Origin of the sequence: Pinirhizobacter sp. (assembly GCF_036499745.1) — a bacterium.
In the GTDB taxonomy this organism is placed as follows: Bacteria; Pseudomonadota; Gammaproteobacteria; order Xanthomonadales; family Rhodanobacteraceae; genus Pinirhizobacter.
Genome location: NZ_DASYDG010000038.1, coordinates 82,022 through 97,472, shown reverse-complemented (window position 1 = coordinate 97,472; position 15,451 = coordinate 82,022). Strand labels below are relative to the sequence as shown.

9 protein-coding genes are annotated in these 15,451 nt (G+C 60.1%); 7 read left to right on the top strand and 2 right to left on the bottom strand.

Going from position 1 to position 15,451, the window contains the following annotated elements:
* The first annotated feature begins 229 nt into the window (after positions 1-229).
* Positions 230-457 carry an integrase arm-type DNA-binding domain-containing protein gene (locus VGM61_RS13955; RefSeq protein ID WP_331523437.1) on the top strand — a complete coding sequence of 76 codons (228 nt, stop codon included), beginning with the start codon at positions 230-232 and terminating at the stop codon, positions 455-457.
* Between the two features lie 330 nt (positions 458-787).
* Here VGM61_RS13955 and VGM61_RS13950 read toward each other — a convergent pair whose 3' ends face one another.
* Positions 788-1,012 (bottom strand): hypothetical protein, encoded by a 225-nt coding sequence (locus tag VGM61_RS13950; RefSeq protein ID WP_331523436.1) that lies wholly within the window; start codon positions 1,010-1,012, stop codon positions 788-790.
* Between the two features lie 119 nt (positions 1,013-1,131).
* Positions 1,132-1,782, bottom strand: a complete 651-nt coding sequence (locus VGM61_RS13945; protein WP_331523435.1) for a hypothetical protein — start codon at positions 1,780-1,782, stop codon at positions 1,132-1,134.
* Between the two features lie 610 nt (positions 1,783-2,392).
* Here VGM61_RS13945 and VGM61_RS13940 point away from each other — a divergent pair.
* The 6 genes from VGM61_RS13940 to VGM61_RS13915 all read left to right on the top strand — a co-directional run bounded on the left by VGM61_RS13940 (position 2,393) and on the right by VGM61_RS13915 (position 15,450).
* Positions 2,393-3,370, top strand: a complete 978-nt coding sequence (locus tag VGM61_RS13940; protein WP_331523433.1) for a WYL domain-containing protein — start codon at positions 2,393-2,395, stop codon at positions 3,368-3,370.
* 49 nt (positions 3,371-3,419) lie between these two features.
* Positions 3,420-6,668, top strand: coding sequence for a DUF726 domain-containing protein (locus tag VGM61_RS13935; RefSeq protein ID WP_331523432.1), 3,249 nt, complete (start codon positions 3,420-3,422; stop codon positions 6,666-6,668).
* Positions 6,668-8,371, top strand: coding sequence for a LeoA/HP0731 family dynamin-like GTPase (locus VGM61_RS13930; RefSeq protein WP_331523431.1), 1,704 nt, complete (start codon positions 6,668-6,670; stop codon positions 8,369-8,371). Before VGM61_RS13935 ends, VGM61_RS13930 begins: the two co-directional genes overlap by 1 nt.
* Positions 8,372-8,605: 234 nt before the next feature.
* Complete coding sequence (locus VGM61_RS13925; RefSeq protein WP_331523430.1) at positions 8,606-8,893, top strand: hypothetical protein; 288 nt, start codon at positions 8,606-8,608, stop codon at positions 8,891-8,893.
* 546 nt (positions 8,894-9,439) lie between these two features.
* Entirely contained in the window at positions 9,440-12,052 is a 2,613-nt protein-coding gene (locus VGM61_RS13920) for a PD-(D/E)XK nuclease family protein (RefSeq protein ID WP_331523429.1), read from the top strand.
* Entirely contained in the window at positions 12,052-15,450 is a 3,399-nt protein-coding gene (locus VGM61_RS13915; protein ID WP_331523428.1) for a UvrD-helicase domain-containing protein, read from the top strand. The genes VGM61_RS13920 and VGM61_RS13915 overlap by 1 nt, the downstream gene beginning before the upstream one ends.
* The last annotated feature ends 1 nt before the right edge of the window (position 15,451 follow it).

Genomic DNA, 15,451 nt, shown 5'->3' with positions numbered 1-15,451 from the left:
CAGAAAAAAGCGCCCACGAGGAGCGCTTTTATCGTTTCTGGCGGAGAGGGTGACCGCCATGCGCACGTCCAGATTCTTCTAGCAGAGTCCATCGCGATCTCTCCGCTTAGGCTTATTTAAACACTTTTATCGAGGATCCCATCCAATTGGATGCAGCTCTTTCGAGCTGCATCCAAGGCGGCGTGGCATACTGGTTGGCATACTTCGAACGCTAGCGGAGCTTAATTTCATGGCAGTGCTAACCGATACGCGGGCGCGAAACATCAGGCCGAGCGATCAACCAATCAGCCATGGCGCGGTGACAGGTCTCGCGCTGCATCCATCCTCGTCTAGCAAGGGCCATGGAAAGTGGGTGTTTCGATATGTGAGCCCCGCGACCAAAAGGCGGCGCAACGCAGGGTTAGGAACGTACCCCGAAATAACAACCTCGTGTGGCGATACGCAAGGCGGCGTGTAAAAACGCATTGACTGCGCCGTCGCTGTCCAACAACCGAGCCCGCTACGTGGTCTTGCAGGGTGGCTGTCGACTTCGCACACCTTGTGATGACACTGTCCTTCCACCGGTTTGGACAATGTCTGTCGCATCCGTGAGCCGCCCTTCTGAGCGGCTTTATAGTCGGCCCGGTGTCAGCCAGCTGCTCCTCAACGGAGTCGTTGCGGTTGGTGGCAAAGCTGGCCACGCTTCACATGCGGAGAAGCCCAGCGCGTCGCCGTGCTACGACCCTCACGTTTACAGGGCGCCGGCGTCCTCGCACGATCTCTCGATGCCTCTGAAGGAGCCTATCGATTAAAGAAGACCTGTCTCGGTGCCGGCCATCGAATCGAACGACGGCCGATCACGTACCGGCTTCTCTGTGCCTCCGCGTTTTTCCGTAGCAAATTCTTCCAGCGCTGCCCAACCGGGAATGGTCAAGGCGGCCCCGGCAAGCGTGCTGATGCTTGCCCGCTCACCGTGGTACCACGGGTTGTATTCATCTTCCTGGACATTGCAGTAACGCAGCACAGATTTCACCTAAGCGTTCAGCAGCGGGCGCAGTGGCTCCACGGCTCTTTCATCACGCCCACTCAACCGCACTCTACGCAAGTCGTCCATTCTTTTTCTCGCATGTCGACCGCCGACTCGAATAGCGGTTAGATAACCGGATAAAGAACTTCCCCAAAATCCTCTCCTGGATGATCGAGCATCAGCTGGATTACCAGCGGCACGATCGTTCCCAGGATCACTGTCCCGTCGCGCAGCTGTTCGCGATTGACCTGGCTTTTCCATGTAGCCCCACCATGGACGAGCTGATTACGAAGGACGTACAGACGATCGAATACGATGCTCAAGAGCCTCGCCGTATCCCCGCCAGCGATGGCGCCAAGTGCAGCTTTCTTGCCCTTTGAAAAGCTCTCCTCCCAGCGATCAGAGGAATCGTGGGTACGCTGCGCCACCCAGAACGGCTCGAACACAAACTTGTTGCCGACCAAGGTGCGTATAGGACCTGAGAACTGGCGGAACAGGGCGTCGTGCAGGGTGCGGCTTGCATCGAGCCGCACTAGCTTGGCAACGAAGGCATGGAAGCGATCACGCTCGCCCTCCTCCTGCCCAAGCTCGCGTGCATAAGCAGCGTTTAGCGCTACCCACTGGAAAATAAACCTCGCATCCAGATCGTCGCCCTCCGTTTCCGACCGGGCGAGCCAACTGATGGCGCGGTGAAGCCGGATGCTTGCATCCGCCCCCTGACCTTCGCGTACTTCCCTATGGCGCGCCTTGAGTGTCAAGGCGTCTGGCTGCGTCATGCGATGCTCCCCTTGCGACCTGAAAATAAGATCACACCCGTCGGACGTAGACAATCCCCGGATTGAGCTGATGCCGGATCCGGGGTCAGCGGGCAGCGCGCCGACGCGGCATAAGGCTTTCGACAAGCCTTTCCACTTCGGTTGATTCGCGCCGCACAAGGCTCTCACTGCCGCAGGCAGGGCAAACCTCGAAGTGCGTCAGCCCCTGCAACAAGGCGTCACCCGTGGGCGGGGTCGTCTTGCGCCATTCGCAGTCGAGGCACTCGAAGGTCCAGCTCCTCACCTTGCCCCACATGCTCAGTCACCCGCCGTCGGATTATTGACGCCCGACAGATAAGTGCACAGGCCAAAGAGGGCAAACCCATACACAACCGCACCACCAATAAACTTGAACACGGCAATATTCCTCCAACGCAAATAAATCTCACGCCGTGGCGTGAGGGGCATTCGGCGTCCATGCCGTGCCAGGCGTTCCGTCGTATCCCATTCTGCGTTTTGATGCGACATACTACGTCGCACATCGATGCATCATGGAGATCGTCGATAGCCGCAGGGGGCGGAGCACGTGAGTACTGCAACGAGTGACACGATATGGCGCCAATGGAGTCTGTTGCGCCTGATTCCACCGAACCGTTGGCCCACCACGGTAGCGGACCTCCGCGATTCGCTGGCTAAACAAGGCATCGACGTAAGCCGCCGCACTGTCGAGCGTGACCTGCAGTCGCTCTCAGCGCGCTTCCCGCTAATTGCCAATGAAACCAGTAAGCCATTCGGCTGGTGCTGGGTGAAGGATCCGAACTTCGGGTTCGCGCCCAAGCTGAGCATTTCGCAGGCCGTTGCGCTATTACTCGCGCAGCTTCACCTGCGCACGCTGATGCCCGATAGCCTGATGCGCGAACTCGCGCCGATCTTCGATCAGGCGAACCAGGAGCTGGCGAACGGCGCGTGGAACGAGTGGCACCGACGCACGGCTGTCATTCCGACCTCCCTCGCCCTATTGCCGCCCGCTATGGATTGTTCCGTGCTGGGCGACGTGCATGAGGCACTCGCCATGCGGCATCAGCTGGTCGCTACCTATCGGTCCAAGGGCGCTACCGAGGCGCGAGAAATTACGATTCACCCACTTGGGCTGATCATGCGTGGCTCGGTTCAATACCTGGTCTGCACGCTGTTTCACTACGCAGATATCCGTCAGCTGGCCGTGCACCGCCTATCCAGCACGGCGGTCACCCGTGACGCCGCCACGTCCCCTGACGACTTCGTGTTCGCCACCTATGTCCGCACGGCGGCTAAATACGAGTCACAAGGCCCCATACGCCTGGTCGCGCGTTTCACCCCTGAGGCCGCCGAACACCTCCGTGAGACGCGCCTGTCGACCGATCAGCAAATCACCGACATGCCCGATATCCGGCGCGTTGAGGTGACAGCTACCGTAGAGGCGGACCAGACCCTGCGCTGGTGGCTTAAGGCATTTGGAAGCAGCGTGGAAGTGATGGAACCGGCGGAGCTTCGCGAAGAGATCAGGCAAGAGGCGGTGAAAGCTGCTTCGCTGTACCAACTAAGCCCACAGTCCAACCCCCACGAATAAGTCTGACCGCCAAGCCTCGAAATAGCATGGCCGTGGATAAGGAGAATCGGTGCCCCACTCGTTTCAGTTTCAAACCTCGCCATTCGCTGGACCGGACACCACAGAAGCCAACGTCTTTGTCCATGGCTACAGTGCAGGGCATAGCGATGAGGACAGGCGGTTCCTGCTCGACAAGATCCCGGATCAGCTAAGCAACTACACCAATATCTTTGCGTTCTGGCCTTCGAACCATCTTCTTCGTTTCGACGCATCCTCACTTCCGGCACTTCTCGCAGCAGGTCTGAAATTCGTCCCTGCAATGTCGAGTTTGTCCCTCAACGTCCTTGGTATTCCGGGGGCGTTTGCCTTGGACCGGATGGACAACTTCACTCAAGCCCGCGCGCGGGCGGAGCATATGGGGGCGGTGCTGTTTGACCAGTTGCAGGATTATCTGCGTAGCAACCATCCAAAGATCCGCACCATCAACCTGATCGGACACTCGCTCGGTGGGCGACTGATTATCAGCAGCCTGAAGAATTCTTCGTATCGACCGCAGTTGGCTGTCAACGATGTCCTACTGATGGCGGCCACCGTCGAGGTTACCGCCATAGAGGCGCAACACCTGCGCGAACGGTTCAAGGGAAGGCTTATCAATGCCTTTTCCAAGACAGACCGGATCCTGCTGTTGAATTGGGGCGAGATCTCCCTGGGTCGTAATGAGGTCGAGCACTTCGAGAGCATCGAGGTGAAAGATTTCGGCCACGGCGACTACTGGAAGCGGCTGAATGAAGTGCTGGCCGAAACTCGCTTTAAGAATGCTCACGCGCCCAGCTCGTCTGAGCCCGCTCAAACACCCGCTGAAGCGCTCCTGCGAAAGCAGAGGCCCGAAGATCTCGCCGAAGAACACAACATGACACTAGAACTGAATAGCCCAAGTGATGTCTACCAGCAAATCAACGACGAGCTGGCAATTATTATCGGTGAACTGAGACATCCCGCGGACGACGAAGCGTTGAACCGTGCTCGCGAAGAGGCGCTCCTACGGCTTACCGAACATCGGGAATTATTGCTCGATCGGCTCGCGCAACTTGAGAAGAACGCTGAGTGGAATACGTTCACCATTGCGTTTTACGGCGAGACCGGCGCGGGCAAATCGACCCTCATCGAGACGTTGCGCATTCTCCTTCAGGAGCCTGGAAAGGTGGCGAGTCAGCAGGTGTTTCGCAAGCTGCGAGAGCAGCACGTCCTGACTGATGAAGCCAAAAAAGGGCTGCAACGTAACATTGATGAAGTCGAAGCGCGACTTGAGACCTTGACGCAGGAACTGACCACCACGGTACTGCAGTTCCAACAACTTTTAAGTCATGCCCAGGAAGCGCTGGATCATGCCGACGCACGGTCCGGTGAGGTGAAGCAACGCCTCGGCAAAGCGCTTTCCCAGCACGAGCAATCTCACGGAGACGCTCTTGCCGCCGTCACACGCCTGCATTCGCTTATTGTGGAACGCAAGAGTAGCGCTTCGCCGTGGCAGAGGCTGCTGAACCTTTTCAGAAAGATGCCTGAAGAGCATCAACTGAATGAAGCCGCCGCTGCATTGACTGTCACCTCAGCTGAACGCAACAGGGCTGCCGAAACGCTGTATGTCGAACAGACGAAGGCGGAAAAAGAGCGTATTGCCATGGAGCATCAGGTGCTCGAGATAGCGGCAAGGCGCGACGAGGCGTGTGCGGCGCTTTCCGCCCAACAGGCGGATACGACGCAGCAGCAGCGGACGCTGACTCACCACCGCACTGAACAGGAGACTCAGCTTGCACAATTGCTGGGAGAGTTGCAGGTTCATGCTGACGGTCAAATCATCGGACACGGGTCGAGTGATTTCACCCGCGAGACGCAGCGCTATGAATTCGAACTGGATGGCCAACGCTTTGCGCTGCTGGATGTACCCGGCATCGAGGGCAAAGAAGGTCTGGTCCTGGACCAGATAGAAAGTGCCGTCCAGACCGCTCACGCGGTGTTCTACGTCACCAACCAGGCCGCGCCGCCACAAACGGGCGAAGGAAAGCAGCAGGGCACACTGGAAAAGATCAAGCAGCACTTGGGGGCGCAAACCGAGGTGTGGACCATCTTTAACAAGAAGATTACCAACCCCAGGCAATCACTGACTGGCCGCCCACTGGTTTCCGAAGACGAAGCCGCCAGCCTTGCTACGCTTGATCAAAGAATGCGCGAGCAGCTCGGGAAGCACTATAGGCATGTGTTTCCGCTCAGCGCGCTTTCTGCCTTTCTCGCTTCCACCGATCACTTCGCGCCGGATTCGCAGAATGCCAGGCGCCGCAGCAAAGTACTTGAGGACTTCGGTGCCGACGAGTTGCTGGAAAGATCTTGTCTGCGCTCCTTTCTGGAACTGCTCAGTGGCCAGGTCATCCAGAATGGTGAGGCCAAGATCATTCGGGCCAACTTCAACAAGGCTAATGAGGCGCTTAACCACACCACCCAAACCCTTTCAGGCATTCAGCAAGCCCTGCATGCGCTGTCAGAAAATCTCTCGCAGGAAGAGCAAAGCGCCAAGATCCAGTTGAGCAGCAGCTTTGGATCGCTGCGAAAACGCCTTGAGTCCAGTGGAGAAACCCTGATCGACAGCCTTGCCAGCAAGGTGCGTGGCGGCGTTTATGCCAGCATTCGAAGAGATATCAGCAACGACACCTTCAAAAGCGAACTGACCAAACAGCTTGAGGCTATGCAGGGAAAGCTTGGCAAGGAAATGCCCGTTGCAGTAAACGTAGAAGTCGGTAAATTTCAGAAGGCCGCCGAAGATATTCTCGCCGGGTTTGAAGAACACGCCCAGGAGTTGACCTCAAGCTACGGAAGACTCGGCAGTATCGAATTCAACCAGCCTTTCGACCTCAACATAAAAATCGACAATGGCATCAAGGTGGTGTCCCTGTTGGCCAGCCTGGTGGGTATCGCCGCAGCTCCATTCACCGGCGGCGCCAGTCTGTGGATCGCTGGGGCATCGATATTGGGCGCGGTGGTATCGATCGGCAAAGCGGTCTGGAGTGCGATTAGCACGGACTACAAGATGTCGCAGCAACGCCAGGCCGTCGATACGAGTCTGCTTCGCGCTACCAATAAATTGCGGAACATGCTGCGCGAAAGTCTGGACAGCGCCCTGGGCGAGATGCAGAAGACTATCGACCAGCTGGATCAAGCCCTCGAAGCGCCTGCCAGGCAGGCTGCCAACCAGGTGAGGACGCTGTCGCGCTCGACCACTCGCCTGCAAATCCTCTCCCGCAAAATCGAACTCGCAGGAAACCTCTGATGGAAAACACTCTCAAGACCTTCAAGGATCAACAGGCAGATGCACTGACGCTACTGGAGAGGCTTCAGAATTTCCTTGGCCACGGAGCACAGGCAGGCGTATCGATAGACCCGGCGTTGAGCAGCAAGCTGATGAACGTCATCAGCAGCGTGTCTGGTGAGAAGCTCAAGGTCGCACTGATTGGCGGCTTCTCTGAAGGCAAGACTTCGATCGCGGCGGCCTGGATGGAAAAGCTGGACAGATCCAGCATGAAGATCAGCCACCAGGAATCCTCGAACGAGGTGAAACTTTACGAAGTTGGCGACGATTTCCTGCTGATCGACACTCCCGGTCTGTACGGCTTCAAAGAACAGCAGAACGCAGAAACGAACGCCGTCGAGAAGTACAAGGACATCGCCAAAAAGTACGTAAGCGAATCCCACCTGGTTCTCTACGTGATGAACTCGACCAACCCCGTCAAGGACAGCCACAGAGATGACCTGACGTGGCTATTCCGCACACTGGATCTGCTGCCACGCACAGTATTCGTGCTCAGCCGTTTTGACGAAGTGGCTGACGTAGAGGATGAGCAGGACTACCTGACTCATTTGAAGGTCAAACGGGACAACGTGGAGAGCCGGCTTCGCGATCAGATTTCCTTGACTGACGACGAAGCAGCGGCGCTGTCCATTGTCGCCGTCGCCGCCAATCCCTTCGACCTGGGTGTGGAGCACTGGCTGGGCAACCCCGAAGAGTTCAAGGCTCTGTCCCATATCGACACACTCCAGACGGCCACCACGGCAAAGATTCAGCAGAATGGTGGCAGCACCGCACTGGTCAACGACATGCTCGCCAGCGTTATCCGAGACGTGCTGAGCAAGCAGCTGCCCGTTGCCATCGATAACGATGAGAAGGTGTCTGTGGAAGTCGAAAGGCTCGACGCGCTCAACTCTCGTCTGGGCAAGCAACTGGCAGCAACCGGGCAACAGATCGAAGAGGCGCGGATCAGTCTTCGCGATTTCGCTGCGCGCTACTTCTCCGACCTTATCCTGCAGGCCAAGGGTTGCAGCCTTGAAACCTTCGCGGAGTTCTTCGAACGCGAAGTGGGCGCCGAGGGCATCATCCTGTCCACCCGTCTGCAAAATGAATTCAGCCGCCAGACCCAGTCGATCACGCTCGAAGTCGGGAAGATGCAGATAGGCTTCGACAACGAGGTCAACCACTTCAATACTACGGTCAAGACCTTGGGCAAACAGGGCATCAACCACGTTCTGAAAGGCAATTTCATCACTAACACCACGGTGCTGGCGGCACGCGATGGTCTGACTACCATCGCTAAGACGGTAGGCATGGATATCGGCAAGTATCTGAAATTCAAGCCTTGGGGCGCGGTGAATGTCGCCAAGGGAGCCAATGGCGCGCTTGCCTTTCTCGGCGTGGCCCTCGAAGCCTGGGACAGCTGGGAGCAATACAAACGCGAAGAGGCCTTCAAGAAGGCAGTCGCGACGATGGTCCGCAATTTCGAAAAGCAGCGTGAGGACTTCCTTGCCCTCGTGAACTCGGAGCGCTTCAAAGAGGAATTCTTCCCGGATTACTTGCTGCTCAACACACGTCGCCAGGAGCTGCACAGCAATCTGGACGAAAGCCGTGCACGTCAGCGGCATTTCCAGGCATGGCGGGTTGAAGCTGAGGCGATCGACGCCGAGTTCAAAAGGCTGAACTGACCTCGGGTAGGCGCCCGCTGAAGGATGAAGCGAGCGTTTCGTAATTCGATGCGATGGATAAAAGTAAGGCGGCCGCCTCCCATTATGCAGAAGCGGCACGATCCCGTAGGCTGGGGTTGTCCGTATGCGCAAGCAAAGACAACCCCGGTGCCACTACCCCGCCAGGCGGTCCTGGCCCTATCGGAGTTATGCCGATTATCCGGCGACAGCCCCTGGCTGCTCCCGGCTCGCACCATGTCGAAGGCAACGACCACGCACATCCACCTTGGGACACTCAATGCCGCGGCGTCGGCGCGTCTGCGGCCCACGCTGGTGGGTACTGGCCCATTTTGTATCCATGACCTTCGCCGAACGAGCCGTACGCAATTGGAAGCCTTGGGCACCGCCTCCGTCGTTGCGGAGCGCTGCCTTAATCATCGCGTCAGCGGCATCAGCGGCATATGCAACCGCCATGACTACCTCGATGAGCGTAAAGAAGCGCTACAGAGGTGGGCCGATGTACTTGAACAATTAGGTGCGTAGGCGCGCAACACCTAGCCATGGAACGCATAAGGCTGTGCAGTACATAACGGCCGGATTTTGCCGCTCCGGTTGTACCCAAGGTTGTACCCAACGAGGGCCGGGAGATCATCCCGGCCCCTTATTTTCAGTGATCTTTGTCACCTTAGAGGTTTATGTACAAAACCTCGCATGCGACGACTTTGGCATAAATACGCCAAGTCAGATGGGCGTTCACCTCGGTCCCCGAAGGCGGGGCCGCGCGAAAAGGACGTCATAGGCAAGCCGGCCATCGCTCGCATGGGCCTGGGCCTGGGCCTGGGCCTGGGTCAGACTAACTTTTGGTGCCATCCCGTGATAGGTACCGTGTTTCAACAGCTCCATCACTCTACTTGACAACCGCGTCACACTAATCGATAAACAAGGCCACAGGGGCTTCGCGATCGCTCGTAGCTGTGGCTGCGCGCATATTTAGCTTGAAGCGGCATTTTGAAGCACTCCAAGCCAGGGATTGGGCATATGAATTCTCTTTTTAGGCGTCGGACTGTGGTTGCCCATGGCCGCTTGGCGATGCGCGAGTTGCGCCTCGACGCGGCGCGCCAGCACCGACACGGCGTGCAGATCATGTCATTTGAACAACTCGCGGTCCGGTTGGCCGGCGGCTTCGCCCGTCCGATCGATGACGAGTGTTTGCGAAGCGCGATGCAGGCCGTGCTGCCGGGCGCGACCCTTGGAGAGCTGGAAAGCATCAAGCTGCTTCCCGGCATGATCGCAGCGGCGGCCGACACACTCCACAAGGCGTGGCGGGCAGGTATCGACCTTGCCGCACGCGCCGGGGATCATCCTCGCCTCGACTCGATCGCGCGCCTGGAAGCTGCGGTTCTCGCCCAGTTACCGCCCGGCATGATGCGTCCCACCGATCTCGTCGGCCGCGCATTGCAGCGCATTGCTCACGCTCGTGCGGTTTTGGGTCCGGTTGAGATCGTTGGAATCACAGAGCTTTCCCCGTGCTGGCGTCCGCTCTTGCAGGAACTCACCGTGCATACCCCGGTAACCTGGACAGCCGGCCCTCGGCCGACCCCGCCGTGGCTGGACGCGTACGACGTGATGATCAACCGCGCAGATGTGACCGCTCCGGTAGTCAGCACGGTCAGCACCGCGAACGCGTATCACGAGGCGATCGAAGCCGTTCGATGGGCGCGGGGCCTGATGGCCTCAGGCGAAGCGGAGCCCGCCGATATCGCGATCGCGGCTGCGTCGACCGGTGACTATGACGACCATCTCCTCGCCTTGCGCGCCGATGCGAACCTGGATCTTCATTTCGTTCACGGCATCAAGGTCACGACAACACGGGACGGCCAGGCGGCTGCGGCGCTCGCCGATCTCCTCATTCACGGCTTTTCGCAGACCCGGATGCGGCGGCTCGCTGCGTTGTGCAGTTCGGGAACCGGCCGGTTTGGCGGCTTGCCGCAGGGCTGGCTGCGAATGTTGCCAACCGATGCGCCGCTGGCATCGTTGGCATCTTGGCAACGCTTGCTGGACCGGCTGAACGCCGCCGACTGGCCCGACGCGAAGGACCATACGCCGACCCTGCGTGGCATCATCGATCTGTTGGCGAAGGGACATCCGGCAGTCGACGAGATTGGCGTAGCCTTTTTGTCCGGTCGCGCCCTGGCGATCTGGCGCAAGGCTCTTCTGGCTGGACCATCGGGATCGCTCGATGCAGCGCTGGAAAGCCTGAAACAAGATGACGGGCTTGAGGCCTGCGTTTCCGTGGCTTGGATGCCTGCAAGCGCCCTGGCGGCTTCACCGCGCCGTTTCGTTAGGCTGATCGGCATGAATTCATCTCGCTGGCCGCGCGGCATTTCCGAAGACCGTCTGATTTCCGATCACATCGTCCCAACCGCCGAGCTGGACCCACTGCCGGTCGGCGCGGCGGATCGGCGAGATTTCGAGACTATCCTCGCCACGACAAGCGGTGAGATCGTCATGTCGCGCGCCCGTCGCGACGGCGAAGGCCGCTTGCTGGGGCGCAGCGCACTGCTCGGTCCGGCATCTGACGAGATTTATATCCGTCGCAATGCGGCTCCGGCTCACGCATTCAGCGAGACCGATCGGCTCATGGCGCGACCCGATGAGTTCGCGCGGGACAGCCAGGCCATCAGCGCCACCACAGCCTGGCGGAACTGGCATCGCAAGGAGATCACACCGCACGATGGACTTGTCCGCGCCAACCATCCTCTCCTGCAAGCTATCCTCGGCCGTACCCAATCGGCCAGCTCACTTCGCGTGCTGCTTCGCAACCCGCTCGGCTTCGTATGGCGCTACGGGATGCGCCTGCGCGCCCCAGAGAGCGGTGCTGATCCGCTTGTCCTCGATGCATTGGCCATGGGCGACCTGGTTCACATGACACTCGATCTGGCGCTTGCGACGCTTGAAAAGAACGGCAGGCTCGCCGCGGCTGACGAAGCGCAAGTCGCTGGCGCCGTGCAGGATGCTGCAACCAGAATCGCCGTGATTTGGGAAACCGAACGATCGGTCCCACCGGCTCTAATCTGGCGGCGGACGCTCCACGACGCCCAGCTTCTCACCACGCGCGCCCTGACTTACGGTGACGAGCATCTGCCCGACGCCCGCTCCTTCGGCGAAGTCGCCTTCGGCGGCGCCACGCCCAAGGCGGACGCCGCCAGCCCGTGGGATTCGCAGACACCCGTCGAAATCCCCGCAACCGGCTTTCGCATCGCCGGCTATATTGATCGCCTGGACATTGCCGGCGACGGGAAGCGCGCGCTCGTTCGCGACTATAAGACAGGACGGCCGCCCAAGGACGATATCAGCCTCGATGGTGGCCGCGAGTTGCAACGCTGCCTCTATGCCTTCGCCGTCAAGGCGCTCCTTGGCGACGACGTGTCGATCAGTGCATCGCTACTGTTTCCGCGCGATCAGGTCGACTTCCAACTCGGCCACCCGGAAGCGACGCTCACCGAGATTACCGGCTACTTGCAAGCCGCCCGGGCGAACCTTCAATCCGGTCTGGCCCTCATCGGTCCCGACACTGGCGGCGCCTACGACGATCTGGCGTTCGCCCTGCCGGCCAATGCGGGCGCCACTTACTGCAAACGAAAACTGCCTGCCGCTACCGAAGCTTTCGGCGATGCTGCGCTGGTCTGGGAGGCACAGTGATGACCGCTGCTACCAAGACACTGCCCGATGACGCCGCCCGCCGCACCGCCATCGGCGTCCACGACCGCTCGATCCTGGTCGAAGCCGGCGCAGGCTCCGGCAAAACCGCCGTGATAGCCGGCCGCATCGCCGCTATGCTCGCAGAGGGCATCGCGCCCAAGTCGATCGCAGCCGTCACCTTTACAGAACTGGCAGCAAGCGAGCTGCTGATCCGCGCTCGCGAGTTCGTCGCCGACCTCGCGGCCGGCACAATTCCGACTGAACTGCGCACTGCTTTTCCTGACGGCTTGTCAGCCAACCACAGCCGGAACCTTGCGGCCGCAGCATCGGTTATCGACGAGATCACCTGCTCGACAATCCATGGCTTCTGCCAGCGGCTGATCAAACCCTACCCGGTCGAGGCAGACATCGATCCCGGCGCGAGCGTAATGGACCGCAACCAGGCCGATCTCGCATTCATCGAAATCGTCGAAACGTGGCTGCGCGAACAGCTTTCGGGTGGTGGAGGCGGCATCATCGAGGAAATGGTGCTGCACAATCCCGGCGAAACCGTGGGCTTGATCCACAAGATCGTCGCCAACCTGCGCAAACGCAGGACCGTCTCCGCGGCGCCGGTCAGCGTCCTGGCCCCGCACTTGGGCGCTTTCCATCACGCCGTCGAGGGTCTGATGGAGTTCATCCGCACCGCGCCAGCGGTGGAGGGAGAAACCGCGTTGCTCGCCGAGCGCTTCGCCGGAATGGCCGCAGAGCTGGACAGCGGGCCGGTCGTCGAAACGCCAGCCGGCTTGGTGCGACTTCTGGTTACGCCGCCGCATCCCGACCTCTGCACCAAAGCCGGCTCGTTCCTTGTCTACAAGAAAAAAGGCAAATGGGTCGAAGCCGCCAAGCGCGAAGGCTTCGCCAAGACCGAAGGCGAGCGGCTAAATATCGCGGCGGACGCGCATTACGCAGCGTGCTGCCAAACCTGGCAGGAATTGGTCCAGAACGTCGCCAGTCGCGTCCTGTGCGACCTCATCGCTCAGGTGCAGTCTGTGCTGGCCCGTTTCCGGGACTACAAGCGTTCGGCCGCCCAGCTTGATTTCGATGATCTGATCTTCGCGGCGCGCGATCTTTTGCGCGATCACGACGATGTCCGACGGTCCCTCGCCGCCCGCTTCGGCCACGTCCTTGTCGACGAGTTTCAGGATACAGACCCGCTTCAGACGGAAATCTTCTGGCGCCTCTGCGGCGATCCGCCGGCCGGGGTCGCGAGCGCGGACTGGAGCGCATTCATCATCCGTCCCGGAGCGCTCTTCCTCGTCGGCGATCCCAAGCAGGCGATTTATCGCTTCCGCGGCGCCGATGTCAGCGCCTATGTCCGGGCGCGCGATGCCTATCTCGCGCAGGACCCTGACAGCGTCCTGGCGATCTCCACCAATTTCCGTTCCTGCGCGCCGATCCTGACCTATGTGAACGACCGCTTCAAGGCGCTGCTTTCGAGCGAGGGACAACCCGGCTTCACGGCGCTCGACCCTTTTCACGCCGATCGCGGCGAGGCGCTTTGTGTTGCTGCTCTCGACATCGCTGTTGCCGACGAGAACGGCAAGGCCTCAGCCGAGCAACAGCGCGACGGTGAAGCCGACGCGATCGCCCAAATGTGCGCCCGGCTGATTAGCAGTGAGATGATCCTCGATCGTCGCTCCGGCGCCAGTCGACGTTGCAGGCCAGGCGACATTGCGTTGCTCGCGCCCACTGGCAGTGATCTTTGGCGATACGAAGAGGCGCTCGAGCGCCACCGCATCCCGGTCGCCACACAAGCAGGTAAAGGCCTGTTCCGCCGCCAAGAGATCCAGGATCTGATCGCGCTGACGCGTGTTCTCGCCGACCGCCGAGATACGCTCGCCCTCGGGGCCTTGCTGCGCGGCCCGCTCGTCGGTCTGACCGAAGAGGAACTGCTCGACGTCATCTGGGCGCTTCCTCGTGCCGAAGACGATCCCGAACGGCTGCCCCGGCTCGATCTCGGCGTTGAGGTGGAGCATATTGGGCATCCGCTGGCCCGCTCGACCATTGAAACGCTACAGGCGCTCTATCGTCAAACCAACAGCACCACACCGCACGATCTGTTGTCGCAAGCGGTGGGCGCGCTGCGGGTCCGCCCCATCTTGCTGGAACGCCATCGCGGCCATGCAGAGCGCGCGCTTGCCAACGTCGATCTCTATCTCAGCCTGACCACGTCCTTTGCTGTTCGCGGTCTGTGCGCTTTCGCCGAGACGATGACAGCGGCGTGGACCGATGAGGCCCGCGCGATCGAGGGACGGCCCGATGCTCAGGAAGAGGCCGTGGCGCTCTACACGATGCACGCGGCCAAGGGCCTTGAATGGCCGATCGTCGTCCCGATCAACACGATGACCGGCATCATGGCGCCCGAAAGCGCGGTGACCGACCGCGACAGCGATACCTTCTACTGCCCGGTGTTTGGGGTGAAGCCCGTTGGCTATGACGCTGCGCGGGAGGCTGAGAAGGCCGAACTCAACCGCGAGCGCATTCGCTTGTGGTATGTCGCAGCAACTCGCGCCCGCGAGCTTCTGGTGCTTCCACGCCTCGACGCGGCGCAATCGAAGTCGGCATGGATTTCGCTTCTGGATCTTTCGCTTGCCGAACTGCCGGCGCTCGACCTCTCGCATTTGCCGCCCGAGCTCGACCTTGCCGCAGGCGGCGAGGCCAACGATCAGACCCGCGATGACTTTGCCGCTGAAGCGGCATCGATCGTAGCGCGCCAGCGTCGCCTGATCTGGCTTGCACCAAGCCGCGACGAAAGCGCCGATGGACCGGTTTTGACCCCGGAAGCGGTTGAAATCTGGGCAGCGTCGGAGGCCGGTCAGCCCGACGAGGCGGTGCGCCCCAATGTTCAGGGCGGCCGCGAAAGGGGCCTGATCCTGCATAAGCTGCTGGAAGAAATCCTGACCGGCGAGACGCCTGACGATGCCGGAGCACTCAGCGAACGCGCACAGGAGCTCATTGTCGAGATCGGCCGGCCTATCATGGCAGACCCTTCGCAGGGCCTTTCTCCAGACGAGCTTTCCGGATGCGTCGTCCGCACATTGGCGCTCCCCGAGATCGCGGAGCTGCGTCAGACGTTGGTGCCCGAACTGGCCGTGTATGCAGCGGTGGACCTTGACTGCGTCGAGCAGGTGACCGTGGGAGTCGCTGACGCCACCAGTTTCGACAACGCGGGTAAGCCCGACGTTGTCGTCGACTGGAAAAGCGATGTGCAGCCAACAACCGAAACTCTCAGCGACTACCGCGCGCAAGTGCGGGCCTATCTCGATATGACAGGCAGCAGACGCGGTCTGATCGTGTTCGTCACAACAGGTCAGATCATTGCGGTTGAAGCAACGCCAGCGGCCATCGTCGGCTAGG

Bases quoted from the DNA above. Each gene is read 5' to 3' on its own strand.
- VGM61_RS13920 (WP_331523429.1), top strand. From the start codon at position 9,440: ATGCGCGAGTTGCGCCTCGACGCGGCGCGCCAGCACCGACACGGCGTG.
- VGM61_RS13945 (WP_331523435.1), bottom strand. From the start codon at position 1,782: ATGACGCAGCCAGACGCCTTGACACTCAAGGCGCGCCATAGGGAAGTA.
- VGM61_RS13915 (WP_331523428.1), top strand. From the start codon at position 12,052: ATGACCGCTGCTACCAAGACACTGCCCGATGACGCCGCCCGCCGCACC.
- VGM61_RS13930 (WP_331523431.1), top strand. From the start codon at position 6,668: ATGGAAAACACTCTCAAGACCTTCAAGGATCAACAGGCAGATGCACTG.
- VGM61_RS13955 (WP_331523437.1), top strand. From the start codon at position 230: ATGGCAGTGCTAACCGATACGCGGGCGCGAAACATCAGGCCGAGCGAT.
- VGM61_RS13925 (WP_331523430.1), top strand. From the start codon at position 8,606: ATGTCGAAGGCAACGACCACGCACATCCACCTTGGGACACTCAATGCC.